At 67.1% G+C, this 16,983-nt stretch carries 14 protein-coding genes; 5 read left to right on the forward strand and 9 right to left on the reverse strand.

All coding sequences use genetic code 11. The features are described 5' to 3' along the window. The first annotated feature begins 63 nt into the window (after positions 1 to 63). Both ACUCV0_RS12665 and ACUCV0_RS12670 read left to right on the forward strand, forming a co-directional pair. Positions 64 to 816 (forward strand): TerC family protein, encoded by a 753-nt coding sequence (locus ACUCV0_RS12665; protein ID WP_059316764.1) that lies wholly within the window; start codon positions 64 to 66, stop codon positions 814 to 816. Positions 817 to 980: 164 nt separating this feature from the next. Continuing rightward, on the forward strand, positions 981 to 2,651 hold the full coding sequence (locus ACUCV0_RS12670) for a Na/Pi cotransporter family protein (RefSeq protein WP_059316763.1): 1,671 nt from the start codon (positions 981 to 983) through the stop codon (positions 2,649 to 2,651). A 201-nt stretch (positions 2,652 to 2,852) separates the two neighbouring features. On the opposite strand, the gene ampC is transcribed toward ACUCV0_RS12670, so the two are convergent. Continuing rightward, positions 2,853 to 4,013, reverse strand: a complete 1,161-nt coding sequence (gene ampC / locus ACUCV0_RS12675) for a class C beta-lactamase (RefSeq protein WP_482212850.1) — start codon at positions 4,011 to 4,013, stop codon at positions 2,853 to 2,855. Positions 4,014 to 4,182: 169 nt separating this feature from the next. Between ampC and ACUCV0_RS12680 the strand changes: the two genes are divergently transcribed. After that, positions 4,183 to 5,085, forward strand: coding sequence for a D-hexose-6-phosphate mutarotase (locus ACUCV0_RS12680; protein WP_059316761.1), 903 nt, complete (start codon positions 4,183 to 4,185; stop codon positions 5,083 to 5,085). Between the two features lie 600 nt (positions 5,086 to 5,685). Here ACUCV0_RS12680 and ACUCV0_RS12685 read toward each other — a convergent pair. After that, on the reverse strand, positions 5,686 to 6,669 hold the full coding sequence (locus ACUCV0_RS12685) for an asparaginase (RefSeq protein WP_482212851.1): 984 nt from the start codon (positions 6,667 to 6,669) through the stop codon (positions 5,686 to 5,688). A 161-nt stretch (positions 6,670 to 6,830) separates the two neighbouring features. Further along, positions 6,831 to 8,285, reverse strand: a complete 1,455-nt coding sequence (locus ACUCV0_RS12690; protein ID WP_454252231.1) for an alanine/glycine:cation symporter family protein — start codon at positions 8,283 to 8,285, stop codon at positions 6,831 to 6,833. A gap of 276 nt (positions 8,286 to 8,561) precedes the next feature. On the opposite strand from ACUCV0_RS12690, the gene ACUCV0_RS12695 reads away from it, so the two are divergent. Continuing rightward, entirely contained in the window at positions 8,562 to 9,350 is a 789-nt protein-coding gene (locus ACUCV0_RS12695) for a helix-turn-helix domain-containing protein (protein WP_482212852.1), read from the forward strand. Here ACUCV0_RS12695 and ACUCV0_RS12700 read toward each other — a convergent pair. From ACUCV0_RS12700 to aspA, 6 genes are all read right to left on the reverse strand, one after another. Beyond that, positions 9,347 to 10,552 carry a GGDEF domain-containing protein gene (locus ACUCV0_RS12700; RefSeq protein WP_482212853.1) on the reverse strand — a complete coding sequence of 402 codons (1,206 nt, stop codon included), beginning with the start codon at positions 10,550 to 10,552 and terminating at the stop codon, positions 9,347 to 9,349. The two genes, ACUCV0_RS12695 and ACUCV0_RS12700, sit on opposite strands and share 4 nt — an antisense overlap. Positions 10,553 to 10,696: 144 nt before the next feature. Beyond that, positions 10,697 to 11,797: a polyamine ABC transporter substrate-binding protein gene (locus tag ACUCV0_RS12705; protein ID WP_257704948.1), complete on the reverse strand. Its 1,101-nt coding sequence runs from the start codon at positions 11,795 to 11,797 to the stop codon at positions 10,697 to 10,699. Positions 11,798 to 11,820: 23 nt separating this feature from the next. Beyond that, a complete protein-coding gene (locus ACUCV0_RS12710) occupies positions 11,821 to 12,852 on the reverse strand; it encodes a histone deacetylase family protein (RefSeq protein WP_454252229.1) in 1,032 nt (343 codons plus the stop codon). 123 nt (positions 12,853 to 12,975) lie between these two features. Then, positions 12,976 to 13,335: a cupin domain-containing protein gene (locus ACUCV0_RS12715; RefSeq protein WP_313647667.1), complete on the reverse strand. Its 360-nt coding sequence runs from the start codon at positions 13,333 to 13,335 to the stop codon at positions 12,976 to 12,978. Positions 13,336 to 13,380: 45 nt separating this feature from the next. Next, positions 13,381 to 14,382 (reverse strand): AraC family transcriptional regulator, encoded by a 1,002-nt coding sequence (locus ACUCV0_RS12720; protein ID WP_482212854.1) that lies wholly within the window; start codon positions 14,380 to 14,382, stop codon positions 13,381 to 13,383. A 99-nt stretch (positions 14,383 to 14,481) separates the two neighbouring features. Further along, positions 14,482 to 15,915, reverse strand: a complete 1,434-nt coding sequence (aspA, locus tag ACUCV0_RS12725; RefSeq protein WP_323150188.1) for an aspartate ammonia-lyase — start codon at positions 15,913 to 15,915, stop codon at positions 14,482 to 14,484. A gap of 154 nt (positions 15,916 to 16,069) precedes the next feature. Between aspA and ACUCV0_RS12730 the strand changes: the two genes are divergently transcribed. Further along, on the forward strand, positions 16,070 to 16,975 hold the full coding sequence (locus ACUCV0_RS12730; protein ID WP_059316971.1) for a LysR substrate-binding domain-containing protein: 906 nt from the start codon (positions 16,070 to 16,072) through the stop codon (positions 16,973 to 16,975). The last annotated feature ends 8 nt before the right edge of the window (positions 16,976 to 16,983 follow it).

The following is a 16,983-nucleotide window of genomic DNA, read 5'->3' on the forward strand; positions in this document are numbered from 1 at the left end:
CCTGACGCGCCTTTTCCATTGGAGCGCGCGCCCGAGCGCGTCTCAGCTAAAAGAGGATTTGCAATGGACTGGCTGACCAACCCGGAAATCTGGGTCGCCTTCTTTACCCTGACTGCCCTGGAGATCGTCCTCGGCATCGACAACATCATCATGATCTCCATCCTGGTCAGCCGCATGCCCAAGCACATGCAGGCACGGACCCGCTTCTTCGGCCTGGCCCTGGCCATGGTCACCCGCATCCTGCTGCTCTTGTCCATCACCTGGGTGATGCGCCTCACCGCCGACCTGTTCTTCGTCTTTGGCCAGGGCATCTCCGGGCGTGACCTCATTCTCTTCTTCGGTGGCCTGTTCCTGCTGTGGAAGAGCAGCGCCGAGATCTACCACGGCCTGGAAGGCGAGGAAGAGCAGGACGAGGACGCCCCCCAGAAAAAGGGCAGCGGTTTCATCGGTACCATCATCCAGATCGCCATCATCGACATCGTCTTCTCGCTGGATTCGGTGATCACCGCGGTCGGCATGGTCAGCCACGTACCGGTCATGGTCGCGGCGATCATCGTCGCGGTGCTGGTGATGATGCTGGCGGCCGGCGCCATCAGCAATTTCATCGACAAGCACCCGAGCCTGAAGATGCTGGCGCTGTCCTTCCTGATCGTGGTCGGGACCGTGCTCATCGCCGAGGCCTTCGAAGTCCACGTGCCCAAGGGCTACGTCTACTTCGCCATGGCCTTCTCGCTGGCGGTGGAAGCCATCAACATCCGCCTGCGCGGCAAGGCCAAGGCCCGCGAGGCGGTCAAGCTGCGCAAAGAGCAGATCTGAGCCCAGCGGCGGAACCCGACCGGGTCTCCGCCGCCTAATCCAGCAAGTCCCCACGAGCCCGAAGGTGCCCTGCCTTCGGGCTCGTGCGTCTGTGCAGAACGGTCATTACGATTTTGTGACAAGCTCGTCAGGAGCTCTTGGACACGCGCCGGGAGGGCGCCACGATGCTGACACTGCTCAATCTGCTATCCGCCGTGTCCCTGCTGGTCTGGGGCACCCATATCGTCCGTACCGGCATCCTGCGGGTGTACGGCGCCAGCCTGCGCCGGGTGCTCAGTCGCAGCATGCAGCGCACGCCGCTGGCCTTTCTTTCCGGTATCGCCGTCACCGCCCTGGTACAGAGCAGCAACGCCACCGCATTGCTGGTGACTTCCTTCGTCGCCCAGGGCCTGGTGCCGCTCACCCCGGCGCTGGCCATCATGCTGGGCGCCGACGTGGGCACCGCGCTGATGGCGCGAGTGCTGACCTTCGACCTGTCCTGGCTGTCGCCGCTGCTGATCTTTCTTGGCGTGGTGTTCTTTCTCGGCCGCAAGCAGACCCGCGCCGGCCAGCTCGGTCGGGTCGCCATCGGCCTGGGCCTGATCATCCTGGCGCTGCAGCTGATCGTCGAGGCGGCGTCGCCCATGACCCACGCGGCCGGGGTCAAGGTGCTGTTCTCCTCGCTGACCGGCGACCAATTGCTCGACGCCCTGACTGGTGCCGTCTTCGCCATGGTTTCCTATTCCAGCCTGGCGGCGGTGCTGTTGACCGCCACCCTGGCCGGCTCGGGGGTCATCTCGCTCAAGGTAGCGCTGTGCCTGGTGGTAGGCGCCAACCTGGGCAGCGGTGTGCTGGCGCTGATGGGCGCCGCCAAGCAGGGCGTCGAGGCGCGGCGGGTGGCGGTGGGCAGCCTGTTGTTCAAGCTGGCCGGCTGCATCCTGGTGCTGCCCTGGATCGGCCTGCTGGCCGACTGGCTGCAGGGCTATGACTTCAACGACGCCGAGGTGGTGATCGGCTTCCACGTCGCCTACAACCTGGTGCGCTGCCTGCTGTTCCTACCGCTGGCCGGCCCCCTGGCGCGTTTCTGCACCGCCATGCTGCCGGCCAAGGACAGCGCCGAGACCATTCTGCGGCCACGTCACCTGGACACCGCCGCCCTGGATACCCCGGCCCTGGCGCTGACCAATGCCTCACGCGAGCTGTTGCGCATGGGCGACGTCATCGAGCAGATGCTGCAGCACCTGCTGGTGCTGATCAACGCGGGCGACAAGCAGCTGGCCCGCGAGGTGCGCCGCCTCGATGACGATGTCGACGCCCTCTACACGGCGATCAAGCTGTACCTGGCGCGGATGCCGCGCGACGACCTGGACGAGCGCGACAGCCGGCGCTGGGCCGAGACCATCGAACTGGCGATCAACCTGGAGCAGGCCGCCGACCTGATCGAGCGCATGGCCAGTGACGTGGAGAGCAAGAAGATCGCCGCGCGGCGGTCCTTCTCGGCCTCCGGCGTGGACGAACTCACCGCCCTGCACAGGTTGCTGGTCGACAGCCTCAAGCTGTGCCTGTCGGTCTATCTCTCCGGCGATCTGGACGCGGCGCGCCGCCTGCGTCGGCTCAAGCAGCGCTTCCGCCTGCTTGAACGGCGCTATGCCCATGCCCACGTCGAGCGGCTGCACCAGCAGGTGGTGGAGAGCTTCGAGACCAGCTCCCTGCACCTGGGGCTGCTCAGCGACATGCGCCGGGTCAATTCGCTGTTCTGCAGCATCGCCCACGGCGTGCTGGAAGCGGCCGACGCCGGCTACGCCACCGAGCACGAGGTGCCGGTGGAGGGACGCGAGGAGTCGGGCGGGGTTTGAGGTTGCGGTTTGACGCGGGGATTCGTGGATGAGGCTGCGCCGTCATCCACCCTACGAGGCATAGTTGCTCAGAACCATCATGGCCATGGCGGTTCGCCGATGCGGCCACTCCTACGACGTTCCGGCCTATCGCGGCCATGGGCCGCTCCTACAGACTCGACGGTTCTGTAGGAGCGGCCCATGGCCGCGAAATAGGTTCGCTTACGGCACCCCGCCATCGAGCTTCTGCAAGATCCGCCAAGCCGCCTCGATCCGCGCGGAAATCGGATAATTGCGGTTGGCCAGGATCACCAGACCGAGCTGGCGCTCCGGGATGAACAGCGCATAGGCGCCGAAGCCGTTGGTGGAGCCGGTCTTGTTCAGCAACCGGACGCCGCTCGCTGGCAGCGGTGGCCGTTGCCAATCCACCGGCTGCGGCTCCAGCGCCATCGCCGTGGTATTGCCGGCCAGCAGCTGGGTCTTGGGTAGCGGATAGGGGTAGGCCTCCCACGCCAGGCCCTGGGTCATGGGGCCGCTGCGGTAGTAGCCCTGCTGGGTGGTGGTGATCGCCTTGGCCAGAGGTGCCGGCAGCCGGCCAGGATTCAGGTTGGCCTCGATGAAACCCAGCAGATCCCCGGCGGTGGTCTTGATGCCATAGGCCTCTTCGGCATAGACGCCGGGATTGACCCGCAGCGGCTCGCCTTTCTTGCCGTGGCCCCAGGCGTAATGGTCCTGCGCCGCCGCCGGTACCTGCAGATAGGTGTGACTGAGCCCCAGGGGCGTCAGTACGTGGCGCTGCAGGGCGGTGGCGAAGGGTTCATCGAGGCGCTGGGCGGCCAGGGCGCCGAACAGGCCGATACTGGGATTGGAATAGAGACGGCGGCTGCCAACGGGGAAGGGTGGCTGGAAGTCGCGATAGAAGCCTGTCGCCTGGGCTTCGGTGGTGATGGCGTCGGGAAACTGCAGGGGCAGTCCGCCAGCGCTGTAGGTGGCCAGCTGCAGCAGGCTGGCCTGACCGATGGCGCTGCCGGCCAGGGCCGGGCGGACCTGAGCGGCGGACTCGTCCAGCCGCAGGCGGCCGGTCGCCGACGCGTAGGCGCCGAGGGTGGCGGTGTAGGTCTTGCTCAGGGAGCCGATCTCGAACAGGGTGGCGGCGTCCACCGGCCGCTCGCTGCGGCGGTCGGCCACGCCGAAGTAGTAGAGCCGGCGCAGCCCTGGCGCGCTGACGCCTATCGCCAGGCCGGGGACGTCCTGCTCGGCCATCACCGCGCGGGCGGCAGTACGTACCTCGTCGTCGAGGCTGGGCGCGGCCTGGGCGAGGATCGGCAATGCCAGCCCCAGGAGGAGGCCGCAAGAGCGGTGAACGCGAGGGATACCCGACATGGCCAGACATTTCCTGAGGTAAGGGGCCTGGAGTCTAGCCGAGCCTGGCCTGCGGACATGAGAACCGGGCAACGCCGCGAGATTTTGCCGCCGACGCTGTCCATGGCTGGCTGGAGCCCGGTCCTCGACTGGACTACAGTCGCCTCTCACCTTTTCCAGGAGTCATCCCATGTCCGCTGCCCCCCTCGTCGAACAGATCCAACTGGGCCAATTGCCCGTCTGGCGTATCCGCGTCGGTCAGGCCGAAGCCCTGGTGGCCTGCCAGGGCGCCCATGTGCTGCGCTACGGTTTCGACGGCGAACCGGACATCGTCTGGGGCAACCCGGAAGCCGTGTTCGAGCCCGGTACGCCGATCCGTGGCGGCATACCGGTCTGCTGGCCCTGGTTCGGCGACCTGCTGAAGAATCCGGCCGAGGTCCAGGCCATGTGCACCACCACCGAGGACGCCCCGGCCCACGGCCTGGCCCGTCAGGTAGCCTGGCAGGCCGGTGGGGTTGAAGTGGACACCGATCGGGTGCGCCTGGACTTCCACCACCGCACCTCCGCCGAGACTACCCCGGGCTGGCCCCATGCCACTGAGCTGACCCTGAGCCTGAGCGTGGGCGAACGCCTGGAGCTGACCCTGAGCGTGCGCAACCTCGAGGATCACCCGCTGGTGCTGAGCCAGGCGCTGCACACCTATTTCGCCGTGAGCGACGTGCGCGAGGTGGGTATCGAAGGCCTGGCCAATGCCGACTACTACGACTGCCTGGACGGCTGGACCCGCAAGCGGCAGAACGGCGAGCCGACCATCACCGCCGAGACCGATCGGGTCTATGTCGGCCTGCCGGCGCGCCTGGCGATCCGTGATCAGCAGTGGCAGCGCCGACTGTTCGTCGAGACACGCAACAGCCATTCGGCCGTGCTGTGGAATCCCTGGATCGACAAGGCCGCGCGCCTGAGCCAGTTCGCCGACGACGCCTGGCCCGGCATGCTGTGCATCGAGACCGCGCGGGTGATGGACGACGTCCTGACCGTGGCGCCGGGCGCCTCGGCCGAGATGGCGGTGAGCCTGTGGCGCGAGGCGCTGTAGGGGTTGTTCAGACGTCCGGGGTAGCCCTCACCCCGACCCTCTCCCAGGGGGAGAGGGGGCGCTCAGGGGAGAGTTTGGTGCGGGGTGCCTGAGGTTGTCAGGCGTAGGTTGGGCTGAGCGTGAGCGAAGCCCAACGCTGCCCAGGTTGAGCGCGCGCTGTCGGGCTTCGGCGAAAGAGCTGTCTCAACCCAACCTACGTCTTCAAGCCCCCGAGGTGTCGGATCGATAGCCTCAGGGCCAGCACGCAGCCTACTCAAACGCTCCCTCTCCCCCTGAGAGAGGGCCGGGGTGAGGGAGCAGCCGGCACCTGGCCGACGCTCACAGCTCTTCGCACAGATTACGCCGATCCATTCGGCCACCGCCGCACGATCCAGGCCGCGGTGGCGTAGGTTGGGCTGAGCGTGAGCGAAGCCCAACGCTGCCCAGGTCGAGCGCGCGCTGTCGGGCTTCGGCGAAAGAGCTGTCTCAACCCAACCTACGTCTTCAAGCCCCCGAGGTGTCGGATCGACAGCCTCAGGGCCAGTACGCAGCCTACTCAAACGCCCCCTCTCCCCCTGGGAGAGGGCCGGGGTGAGGGAGCCGCCGGCACCTGGCCGACGCTTACAGCTCCTCGCACAGATTACGCCCGATCCACTCGGCCACCGCCGCGCGCTCCAGGCCGCAGCCGAGCAGGCTGTGTAGCTTGCCCAGAGCGGCTTCGCGGGTCATGCCGCGGCCGGAGATCACCCCGGCGTCGGCCAGGCCGCTGCCGGCGGCGTAGGTGCCCAGTTCCACCGTGCCGCGGGCACCCTGGCTGAGGGCGACCACCGGTACCCCGGCATCGCGTAGTTCGGCCAGTGCGGCGAGGAAGTCGGCGTCGTCGGCCGGGCCCGTGCCGCTGCCGTAGCATTCCAGTACCAGCCCCTGCACGCCGCTGCCCGCCAGACCGCGCAGGGTGGCGCCATCGACCCCCGGAAACAGCGGCAGCACCGCTACCCGTACCGCGTGGCGCGGCTGGTCGAAGCGCAGGGCCGCAGGCGCGACGACCAGGATGTCGCCACTGCGCGGCCGTGCGCTTTCCACGAAGGCCTTCCAGCCGCTGCTGGCCTGCTTGGTGCAGCGCGCGGCGGGTAGACGCTCTTCATGGAATTGCACCTGGACGCCCGGCGCCAGCCCGCTGGCGAAGGCGGCGAAGCTGTCGGCCAGGTTGCCATCGGCATCGCTGTCCGGCACGCCGGCCGGCAGCATGGACCCGGTCAGCAGTACCGGGATGGCCAGGCCCAGCAGGCGGAAGGCCAGGGCGGCGGCGCTGTAGGCCAGGGTATCGGTACCGTGCAACACCAGCACGCCGCGACAGGCCGGGTCCGCGGCGGTGGTGATGATGGCCTGGGCCATGCGCTCCCAGGCGGCGGGGGTCATGTTGGCGCTGTCGATCAGCGGCAGCAGTTCCTCCAGGCGCCAGGCCGGATCGCCCAGTTCCGGGCGACTGGCCAGCAGGGCTTCGATACGCGCCTCGAACCCGGCGGCCGGAGCCAGGCCGGCGGCGGTCGCCTGCATGCCGATGGTGCCGCCGGTGTAGAGGATGTGCAGGTAGGGTGAGGTCATGGGGGACTTCCTGATAGGACTGCCCCCACGCGAGGTGGGGGCAGACAAGCGAATCATGGTTCGGGGCCGTTGGGCTTCGGCGATGGAGCCGCCTCAACCCAACCTACGTCACCCGTAGGTTGGGTTGAGCGTAGCGAAGCCCAACGTGACCGCTGCGGCGGTCAGTGCGCCTGGCGCGGCTGGGCGGCGCGGGCTTCGGCGACGGTGTCTTCCAGACGATCCAGCGACGGCCAGGCCTGACGATCCAGGTCCAGGTCGCGGAACTGGTCGGCATCGAACACCGGCTGATCGACACCGGCGCGGCGCTGGGCGTCGTAGTCGTTGAGGATGCGCATGCCGACCTTGATCAGCATCGCCAGCGCGATCAGGTTGACGAAGGCCAGGCAGGTCATGGTGATGTCGGCGAAGGCGAACACCGTGGTCAGGTTCTGCATGGAGCCCCAGCAGATCAGCACCAGCACCAGGCCGCGATAGCCGAGCAGCACGGCCTTGCCGCGGCCGAGCAGGTAGCGCAGGCCGTTTTCACCCAGGTAGATGTTGTAGAGGATGCAGGTGAAGACGAACAGCGACAGGGCGACGCTGATGAAGATGCGGCCCCAGTCACCGACCACCGCGGCCAGGGAGTTCTGGGTCAGCACGATGCCGTCGCCGTCGAAGCCCGGGGCATAGAAGCCGGAGAGCAGGATCAGCAGCGCGGTACAGGTGCAGATGACGAAGGTGTCGAGGAAGACGCTGAAGGCCTGCACCACGCCCTGGGCGGCCGGGTGCTTGACCGCGGCCACGGCGGCGACGTTGGGCGCGGCGCCCAGGCCGGCTTCGTTGGCGAAGACGCCCCGCTTGACGCCCATGGTGATGGCGGCGCCCAGCAGACCGGCGAAGGCCGGCTCCAGGCCGAAGGCGCTCTTGACGATGGTCATCAGGGTGCCGGGCACCAGCTCGATCTGGGTGATGATCACATAGAGGGTGACGGCGATGTAGGCCAGGGTCTTGACCGGCACCAGGATGTCGGAGACCGCGGCGATGCGCTTGATACCACCGATGAACACCAGGCCCAGCAGGATGGCCAGGGCGATCCCGGTGTACTGCACCGGCAGGCCGAAGGCGTTTTCCAGCGAGTGGGTCACGGTGAAGGACTGCAGGCCGACGAAGGCGAAGCCGTAGGTCACCAGCAGCAGGCCAGAGAAGATCAGCGCCATCCAGCGCTTGTTGAGGCCGTGCTGGATGTAGTACGCCGGACCACCGATGTAGAGGCCATCGCCATCGGCGCGCTTGTAGACCTGCGCCAGGGTGCACTCGAAGAAGCTGCTGGCCATGCCGACCAGGGCGGTCACCCACATCCAGAACACGGCACCGGGGCCACCCAGGGTCACGGCCAGGCCTACGCCGGCGATGTTGCCGGCACCCACACGACCGGCCAGGCTGAGCATCAGTGCCTGGAAGGAGCTCAGGCCGTCGCCGCTGTTGCGCAGGGAATCCTTGAACACGGTGAACATGTGCGGGAAATGACGAAACTGCACGAATCGCGAGCGCAGGGTGAAATAGCTGCCCAGGCCGACGATCAGCACGATGAGTACGTGGCCGGACAGGAAGTCATTGAGCATTTCTAGGTAGTGCATGAAGAATCCTCGAGCATGCTAGTGATGCTCCAAGGCCGGCTCGCAAGCCTTGGGGCTATTATTGTGGAATATCCCGCTCCCGACGCCGCGCCCGGTCGTGGGGAGACGACCGGGACAGGGCGCTGGGACGGATCGGTCCGGGTGGAACGGGCAGTAAGACGGACCGGGCCGCCTAGGTTCGGCTATCCCACCGGCGTGGACAATTCCGCGCCTCGCTTCAAAATGGCGCGACTTGATGCTAGTTTTCCGGCCGTCTGTCAAGCTTGGGCAGGGTTCATGAGCGACTTTTCCGCCAATTTGCAGCTGCTCTGCCAGCGCCACCGCTCGATTGCCGCCGTTTGTCGCGCCGTCGGTATCAACCGTGCCCAGTTCAATCGCTACCTCAACGGCCAGAGCCGTCCGTCGCCCTACAACCTGCAGCGACTGGCGGAGTTCTTCGGGCTGCCGGCCAGCGATCTGCAGCTGTCGCAACGGCAATTCGCGGCGCGCCTGGGGGCACCGGTCAGCCAGGAGACGGGGTGGGCGGGGCAGGCGCTGGCCCTGTTCGGCGAGCGCCAGGAAGGCTTGGCCCGGTACCAGGGCTACTACCACGAATACTATCCGTCGCTCTCCACCCCGGGCGTGGTGCTCTGTGGGCTGGTGCGGCTGTTCGAGGAGGAAGGCGTCTTTCGCTATGTGCGTTTCGAACGCCTGCGTCGTCAGGGCGAGGCCACGAGCCAGGCACGCTTTCGCTACCTGGGCCTGGCCATGAGCCTGGAAAGCCGGCTGTTCTTCACCGACTACGAGTCCCTCACCGGCAACGAGCTGTCGCAGACGGTGCTGTTGCCCAGCGCCCGCAATCGCATCGATCGCCTCAACGGCCTCAAGTTGGGCGTCAGCGCCTCCGACCGGCGCGAGCCGGCCTGCACCCGGGTGGTCTGGAAGTACCTGGGCACCCGCCCCCGGCGCGGCCAGGCCTATGGCCGCATCGGTCTCTACGACTGGCAGGACCCCCACCTGGACGACGATCTGCGCCAGCGCCTGGCCAGCGCGACCCTGGTCGATCGGGTCTATCGGCTAGGCTAGCGGAGATCACCGACCGGCGTCTGGCATCGATCGCAGTCTTCCAGGATCGCCTGGTCACGGCCTGCCTGCTTGGCCCAGTAGAGTTGCCGGTCGGCGGCTTCGAGAAAGGTTTCGGCGCAGTCGTGGTCCAGCCGGGCACAGGCACCGCCGATGCTCACCGTTACCCGCGGACCGGCGTTGGGCCCAAGATGAGGAATCTCCAGTCGACGCACCGCCTCCAGCAGGCGCTGGGCCAGTTTGCCGCTATCTTCCTCGCGCGTGGGCGTGCAGAGGATGGCGAATTCCTCGCCGCCGTAGCGGGCCAGGCAGTCGCCGGCGCGCAATTCACTGGCCAGGGCAGTGGCGACCTGCTGCAGGCAGCGATCGCCGGCCGGGTGCCCATAGCGATCGTTGAAGGCCTTGAAGTGATCGACATCGATCATCAGCAGGAGCAGCGGTCGGATCGGGGGACGCGCCAGGGCGGTGGTAAGGGCCTGCATCAGGGCCCGGCGGTTGGCCACGCCGGTGAGGGGGTCCGTGGCTGATTGCTGTTCCAGAACGCGGTTGGTGGCGGCCAGCTCTTCGTTGCGCAACCGATCACGCAGAATCAGCAGATAGCCCTGCCGGCGGGCCCTTTCCATCCAGAAGCTGTTGAGCAGGGTAAAGACCACGGTGGCGCCGGCCAGGGTGAGCACCAGCGAAGCCTCCACGGCGGGCAGACCGTGCATCTGGGTGGCCAGGCCGATGGTCAGCAGGGCGAACAGGCTATGTGCCGCCGCCTGCCGCAGGGGTGGGGCGATGCAGCTGTTGGTGAACAGCGTCATGAGGGGGAGGGTGGCCAGCCAGAGGGCGCGATGCGCGACATCGCTCGCCTGGAGGTCGAACAGCGGCGGTGCATAGGCCAGCAGACACGGCAGGATGCCCAGCCACTCGCGCGCCGGATGCTCGGCCGGCATCAGTTTGAGGGCCAAGAGCGTCATGCCCCCGCCGAGCACCACCAGGGCACTGAGCAGGCTGATGACCCAGAAGGCCTCGGTCATCAGGATCCAGTCCCAGATCGAGAAGCTGGCGTAGGCCAGGATGGCGACCGTCAGACTGATGAGCAGGTGGCGCTGGCGCGAACGGGCGATGTCCTGCTGGTAATGCTGTTCCAATATCGGCTCGAAGCGCAGGGCCCAGAAAGGGCGAGCCAGCGCTCGGGCGAGGGCAAGACTGAGGGACATGGTGCCGTACCTGGCAGGAAAATCCGATAGGTCACTTCAGCACAATAAGTCCCTTAGCGCGATAGGGGGTTCCCGAATAAGAGGGTATAGCCGCCGAATGGTAGCACTTGGCTACCATTCGGGCCGTCATGGACGTCTCGGCCTTCAGTTGCCGGCCTTGATGCGACTCCAGGCACGGGTGCGGACCCGCTCGATGGGTTGTGGCAGGGGCTGCACCACATAGAGCTTCTTGAGCATTTCCGGGGTGGGCACCAGGTCGTGGTTGTCGCGGATCGTGGGCGTCACCAGCGGCATGCCCGGCTTGTTCGCGTTGGGATAGCCGAGGTAGTCGCTGATCCCGGCGATCACCTTGGGTTCGAGCAGATAGTTGATGAAGGCATGGGCCTGGTCGACGTTGGCGGCGCTGGCCGGAATGGCCCAGGTGTCGAACCAGATGGGCGCACCCTCGCGCGGCAGGCGCCAGTCCACCACCACGCCGTTGCCGGCTTCCTTGGCGCGGTTGCCGAACTGGTAGAAGCTGCCCGAATAGCCCACCGCCACGCAGATGTCGCCGTTGGCGATATCGGTCATGTACTTGGTGGAGTTGAAGTAGGCCATGTAGGGACGGATCTTCAGCATCAGCGCCGTGGCCTTCTCGTAGTCCTTGGCGTTGGCGCTGTTGGGGTCCAGGCCCAGGTAGTGCAGTACCACCGGCAGGATGTCCGAGGGCGAATCCAGCATGGCCACGCCGCAGCTCTTGAGCTTGGCCATGTTCTCCGGCTTGAACACCAGGTCCCAGCTGTCCACCGGCGCGTCCGCGCCCAGCGCCGCCTTGACCTTGGCCGGATTGAAGCCGATGAGGATGGTGCCGTACATGTAGGGCACGCCGTACTGGTTACCCGGATCGTTGACCTCCAGCAGCTTGAGCAACTCGGGATCGAGATTCTGCCAGTTGGGCAGCTTGGTCTTGTCCAGCTTCTGGAACACCCCGGCCTTGATCTGGGTTTCCAGGAACTGGTTGGAGGGAATCACCAGGTCATAGCCGGAGCGCCCGGTCAGCAGCTTGGCTTCCAGCGACTCGTTGCTGTCGAAGGTGTCCCAGGTGACGCGGATGCCGGTCTGCTTGGCGAAGTCCTTGGGCGTCTCGGGCAGGATGTAGTCGGCCCAGTTGTAGACCCGCAGTTCGCCGGGATCGGCGGCCTGGACGGCGCTGGCGAGCAGGGCGCTGCCCAGCAGGGCGGTGAGCGGACGCAAGAGGCTGTGCATGGTGGGATTCCTCGCGATAGGGGTCAGGCGCCGTCGAAGGCGGCCAGGACGTTCACCGTATTGATGCCGATCTCCGCCACGGCGTAACCGCCCTCCATGACGAACAGGGTCGGCAGGCCGAGCCGCGCCAGGCGTTCGCCCAGGCGCAGGTAGTCATCGCTCTCCAGCTTGAACTGGGAAATGGGATCGGCCTTGAAGGTATCCACGCCCAGGGAGACCAGCAGCAGGTCCGGGGCATAGCTCTGGAGTCGCGTCAGGGCCACCTCCAGCGCGGCGCTCCAGCTGTCCCAGGCGCTGCCGGCGGGCAGCGGCAGGTTGAGGTTGAAGCCCTGGCCCGCGCCGGTGCCGGTCTCGTCGGCATAGCCAAGGAAGAAGGGGAACTCGAAGCCCGGATCACCGTGCAGCGAAAGAAACAGGACATCGTCGCGGGCATAGAAGATGTCCTGGGTGCCGTTGCCGTGGTGGTAGTCGACATCGAGGATGGCGACCCGCCGCGCGCCGCCGTCGAGGGCGGCCTGGGCGGCGATGGCGGCGTTGTTCAGATAGCAGTAGCCGCCCATGACATCGGCGGCGGCGTGATGGCCCGGCGGACGGCAGAGGGCGAAGGCGCTGCGCGTGCCTGCGGCAACCTCGGCACCGGCGCTCAGCGCCACCTGGGCGGCGCTGTAGGCGGCCTGCCAGGTACCAGCGGTGATGGGCGCGCCGCCGTCGAAGCTGTAGTAGCCCAGACGCCCATGCAGGCTGGTGGGCGGCAGCACCTGCCGCAGGGTGCGTGCGGGCCAGGTATAGGGCAGCAGATCCACGGTCTCGCCTCCGGCGGCCCATTCGTCCCAGGCACCGGCGAGAAAGTCGAGATAGGCCTCGCTATGGACACGCGCCAGGGGCGCCCGGCCAAAGTCCCTGGGCGCCACCACCTCACCGAGCTGCCGGCGGTGACACTCGGCGAGGATGAATTCGACGCGCTGGGGCTTTTCGAAACAGGGCTGCAGCTGGCCGTCGATCAATTCGCAGCGACCATGGTGCAGGGCGTGATCGGGACTGTGGTGGATGCGCATGGTGACTCCGGGCGGCGGGATCTCTCCTGATTCTTGCCAGCCCGGCGCCTCGCGACGAGAGGCGCAGCGGCCAAAAGGGGATAGATCCGGCCAGATTCTCACCTTGCGCCGTCACAAGAGATGTCAGCTGCCCTTGGCTTCGTAGACCACGAACCGCTTCAGGGTTGGCTCCACGACCTCCCAGGTGCCCTGGAAACCACGCGGCACGACGAAGGTGCTGCCCGGCCCCAGGCGGGTAGTGCGGCCCTGGTCATCGGTGACCAGGCTCAGGCCTTCGAGGACCTGGCAATACTCCTCCTCGGTGTACTGGACGCGCCACTTGCCCACCTCGCTGTGCCAATGGCCGACGGCGAAGACGCCACTGGCATCCTCGTAGTCGAGCCAGAGACTCTGCAGCGGATCGCCTTCCAGGCGCTTTTCCGCCGGCAGCCGGTATTGGTCGGTGGGTTGGCCGCGTTCGGCGAGCAGGTGCAGGGCTGGCATGGCAGAGCCTCTCGGTATGCAGGAACCGCCAGCATACGCCAGCCGCTAGAGCCGATAACCCCGTGGCGATTGCCCACTCCAGCGGCGAAAGGCATGGCGGAAGCTGGCGGTTTCGCTGAAGCCCATCACCTCGGCGATGCGATAGATGGGCAGGCGCTCCTGGGCCAGCAGATCACGTGCCCGTTCGAAGCGCAGTTCGTCGAGCAGTTGCTGATAGCCGCTGCCGCCCGCCTGCAGGTGGCGGCGCAGGCTGCGCGGCGCCATGCCGAGGTGGCCGGCCAGGGCCTCGAAGGAGGGCGGTGCCGCGAGATCGGCGCCCAGCAGGGTGCGGATGCGGGCGAGCAGGGCGCGCTGGCGATCCTGCTCGGGGGCCAGCCGGCCGCACTGCTCCAGGGCGTCGCGATGGGTCACCGGATCGGCCAGCGGCAGGCCGCGCTCCAGCCAGGCAATGGGAAAGGCCAGGCCGTTGAAGGCGGCTCCGAAGGCCAGGGGCGTGGCGCCGAAGCAATCGTCATAGCGCTCGCGATAGGTCGGCTCGGGGTGCCGAAAAGCCACCTGCACCAGGGGTAGAGGCGTGCCCAGGAGGTCGCAGCAGATCGCCCGTAGCGAGGCCAGGCAGCACTCGGCGTTGCAGCGTTCCAGTTCTGGCGCGAAGGGATGGTCGTCGGCCCTGAGCCAGGCCAGGTCGCCATGGCGCTCCAGGCGCAGGGTGAAATAGGCGCCGAGCAGGCCCTGGTGGGCCAGGGCCGCCTGCAACGCCGCGCCCAGAGTCGGGGCACTGAGCAGGGCATAGCCGAGCAGGCCGTAGCCGGAGACGCGCAGCCGCCAGCCCAGCAGCAGCCCCAGTTCGGGCGGCGCGACGGGTAGTGCGTTGGCGATGACCCGCTGTTCCTGGGCCAGGGTGATGAGGCGATGGGGCTGTTCGAGGTCGTCCAGCTGCAGGCCGCTACCGGCCAGCAGCGGTGCCGCCCGGGCCGGCGTGTCGGCCGCCAGTTGCTGGAGGACCAGGGATACCAGGTTGAGATTGATCAAGCCGGACTGACGCATGTGAAAACTCCCCGGAGCGGTGGCAGCCTTCCAAGCAAGAAGGATACCGCGCTCGCGGGGAGTTGCCGTCGGTTACCGCTCAGGTCTGGCGTGCGAGGCTCAGACCTTGGCCTTCAGGGGCACCAACCGCGGGGCGATCATGTTTTCCGGGCGCAGGATGTCGTCCAGGGTCGCCTCGTCCAGCAGGTTTTCCTCGCGTACCAGCTCCAGTACGCCGCGACCGGTTTCCAGCGCCGTCTTGGCGATGCGTGTGGAAGTCTCGTAGCCCAAGTAGGGGTTGAGCGCGGTGACCAGGCCGATGGAGTGCTCCACCTGGCGGCGGCAGTGCTCGACGTTGGCGGTGATGCCGGTGATGCAATGCTCGCGCAGCATGTCCATGGCGCGTTGCAGCAGGCGGATGGAGTCGAAGATCTTGTAGGCGATCAGGGGCTCCATGACGTTGAGCTGCAGCTGGCCGCCCTCGGCCGCCAGGGTCAGCGCCAGGTCGTTGCCGATGATCTCGAAGGCCACCTGGTTGACCGCCTCGGGGATCACCGGATTGACCTTGCCTGGCATGATGGAGCTGCCCGGCTGGCGCGGCGGCAGGTTGATCTCGTTGATGCCGGTGCGCGGGCCGCTGGAGAGCAGGCGCAGGTCGTTGCAGATCTTCGACAGCTTCACCGCAGTGCGCTTGAGCATGCCGGAGAACAGCACGAAGGCACCCATGTCCGAGGTGGCTTCGATCAGGTCGGCGGCCGGGGTCAGCGGCTGGCCGCTGATTTCCGCCAGGCGCTGCACGGCCAGCAGCTGGTAGCCGGGGTCGGCGTTGATGCCGGTGCCGATGGCGGTGCCGCCCAGGTTGACCTCGGTGAGCAGCTCCGGCGCCAGGCTTTTCAGCCGCGCCAGGTCTTCGCCCAGAGTGGTGGCGAAGGCATGGAATTCCTGGCCGAGGGTCATGGGCACCGCGTCCTGCAGCTGGGTGCGACCCATCTTCAGCACCTCGGCGAATTCCACGCCCTTGGCGGCGAAGGCGGTGATCAGGCTGTCCAGGCTGGCGAGCAGGGCGTCATGGCCGAGCAGCAGGCCCAGGCGGATGGCGGTGGGGTAGGCGTCGTTGGTCGACTGCGCCATGTTGACGTCGTTGTTCGGGTGCAGGTGGCGATACTCGCCCTTGGCATGGCCGAGCAGCTCCAGCGCCACGTTGGCGATCACCTCGTTGGCGTTCATGTTGGTCGAGGTGCCGGCCCCGCCCTGGATCATGTCCACCACGAACTGGTCGTGGAATTCGCCGCGAATGATGCGCGAGCAGGCGTCAACGATCGCCTGGTGCTTCTCGCTCGGCAGGTGGCCGAGCCGGTGGTTGGCGTCGGCCGCCGCCTGCTTGACCATGGCCAGGGCCACCACCAGCTTGGGGTAGTGACCAAGGGGCACGCCGGAGAGGCGGAAGTTCTGTACGGCTCGCAGGGTCTGGATGCCGTAGTAGGCATCGGCGGGGACGTCGAGGGTACCGAGGAGATCTTTTTCGAGGCGGACGGGTGATGCAGAGTCGGACATGATAGCGTTAGGCTTCGATCGAGCGGCGGGCGCCGCGATGCCTTAGAATCTAGGCCTGCCAGCCGATCTCGGCCAATGCCGATCCGCCAAGCCTCATGCCGGATCGGCATAACTTTGGTTGTGACCTCACGAGATCCGAAGACGTATGGGCGCCATGAACATCGAATTCAAATGGCTGGAAGACTTCGTGGCCCTGGCGGCCACCTACAGTTTTTCCCAGGCCGCCGAAAAGCGTTTCGTCACCCAGCCCGCCTTCAGCCGGCGCATCCGCGCCCTGGAGGAAAGCGTCGGCCTGACCCTGGTGGACAGATCCCACACCCCGATCAGCCTGACCGAGGCCGGCCAGCTGTTTCTGGTCACGGCGCGCAGCGTGGTGGAGCAACTGGGCGAGACGGTGCGCCATCTGCACCACCTGGAAGGCGGGCAGGGCGAGGTGCTGCAGTTCGCCGCCGCCCACTCCCTGGCCCTGGGCTTCTTCCCGCAGTGGATCGCCGGGCTGCGTGGCCAGGGTTTGGCGCTGGCCAGTCGCCTGGTGGCCACCAACGTCGGCGATGCCATCCACGCCCTGCGTGACGGCGCCTGCGACCTGATGCTGGCCTTCCACGATCCCGACGCCGCCCTGCAGATGGACCCGGAGCTGTTTCCTTCGCTGCACCTGGCACATACCGCCATGCTGCCGGTCTGCGCCACCGATGGCGAGGGCCGCCCCATGTTCCAGCTGGACGGGCAGAGCAGTGTGCCGCTGCTGGCCTACAGCGCGGGTGCCTTTCTCGGCCGCTCGGTGAATCTGCTCCTGCGCCAGCGCAAGCTGCGCGCCGTGACCCTCTATGAAACCGCCATGGCCGACAGCCTCAAGACCATGGCCCTGCAAGGCCTGGGCGTGGCCTGGGTGCCGCAGTTGTCGGTGGCGGCGGAGCTGGCCCGGGGCGAACTGGCCGTGTGTGGCGACGCCGCCTGGCAGGTCGGCCTGGAGATCCGCCTCTACCGCTGTGCCCTGTTGCGCAAGCGGCTGGTGCAGCAGGTCTGGCGACATCTGGAAAGTCAAAGCCACGGCGGCTGATCGACGGC

It is taken from the genome of Pseudomonas sp. VMV1 (assembly GCF_056790235.1).

Bases quoted from the DNA above. Each gene is read 5' to 3' on its own strand.
- ACUCV0_RS12665 (WP_059316764.1), top strand. From the start codon at position 64: ATGGACTGGCTGACCAACCCGGAAATCTGGGTCGCCTTCTTTACCCTG.
- ACUCV0_RS12670 (WP_059316763.1), top strand. From the start codon at position 981: ATGCTGACACTGCTCAATCTGCTATCCGCCGTGTCCCTGCTGGTCTGG.
- ampC (WP_482212850.1), bottom strand. From the start codon at position 4,013: ATGTCGGGTATCCCTCGCGTTCACCGCTCTTGCGGCCTCCTCCTGGGG.
- ACUCV0_RS12680 (WP_059316761.1), top strand. From the start codon at position 4,183: ATGTCCGCTGCCCCCCTCGTCGAACAGATCCAACTGGGCCAATTGCCC.
- ACUCV0_RS12685 (WP_482212851.1), bottom strand. From the start codon at position 6,669: ATGACCTCACCCTACCTGCACATCCTCTACACCGGCGGCACCATCGGC.
- ACUCV0_RS12690 (WP_454252231.1), bottom strand. From the start codon at position 8,285: ATGCACTACCTAGAAATGCTCAATGACTTCCTGTCCGGCCACGTACTC.
- ACUCV0_RS12695 (WP_482212852.1), top strand. From the start codon at position 8,562: ATGAGCGACTTTTCCGCCAATTTGCAGCTGCTCTGCCAGCGCCACCGC.
- ACUCV0_RS12700 (WP_482212853.1), bottom strand. From the start codon at position 10,552: ATGTCCCTCAGTCTTGCCCTCGCCCGAGCGCTGGCTCGCCCTTTCTGG.
- ACUCV0_RS12705 (WP_257704948.1), bottom strand. From the start codon at position 11,797: ATGCACAGCCTCTTGCGTCCGCTCACCGCCCTGCTGGGCAGCGCCCTG.
- ACUCV0_RS12710 (WP_454252229.1), bottom strand. From the start codon at position 12,852: ATGCGCATCCACCACAGTCCCGATCACGCCCTGCACCATGGTCGCTGC.
- ACUCV0_RS12715 (WP_313647667.1), bottom strand. From the start codon at position 13,335: ATGCCAGCCCTGCACCTGCTCGCCGAACGCGGCCAACCCACCGACCAA.
- ACUCV0_RS12720 (WP_482212854.1), bottom strand. From the start codon at position 14,382: ATGCGTCAGTCCGGCTTGATCAATCTCAACCTGGTATCCCTGGTCCTC.
- aspA (WP_323150188.1), bottom strand. From the start codon at position 15,915: ATGTCCGACTCTGCATCACCCGTCCGCCTCGAAAAAGATCTCCTCGGT.
- ACUCV0_RS12730 (WP_059316971.1), top strand. From the start codon at position 16,070: ATGAACATCGAATTCAAATGGCTGGAAGACTTCGTGGCCCTGGCGGCC.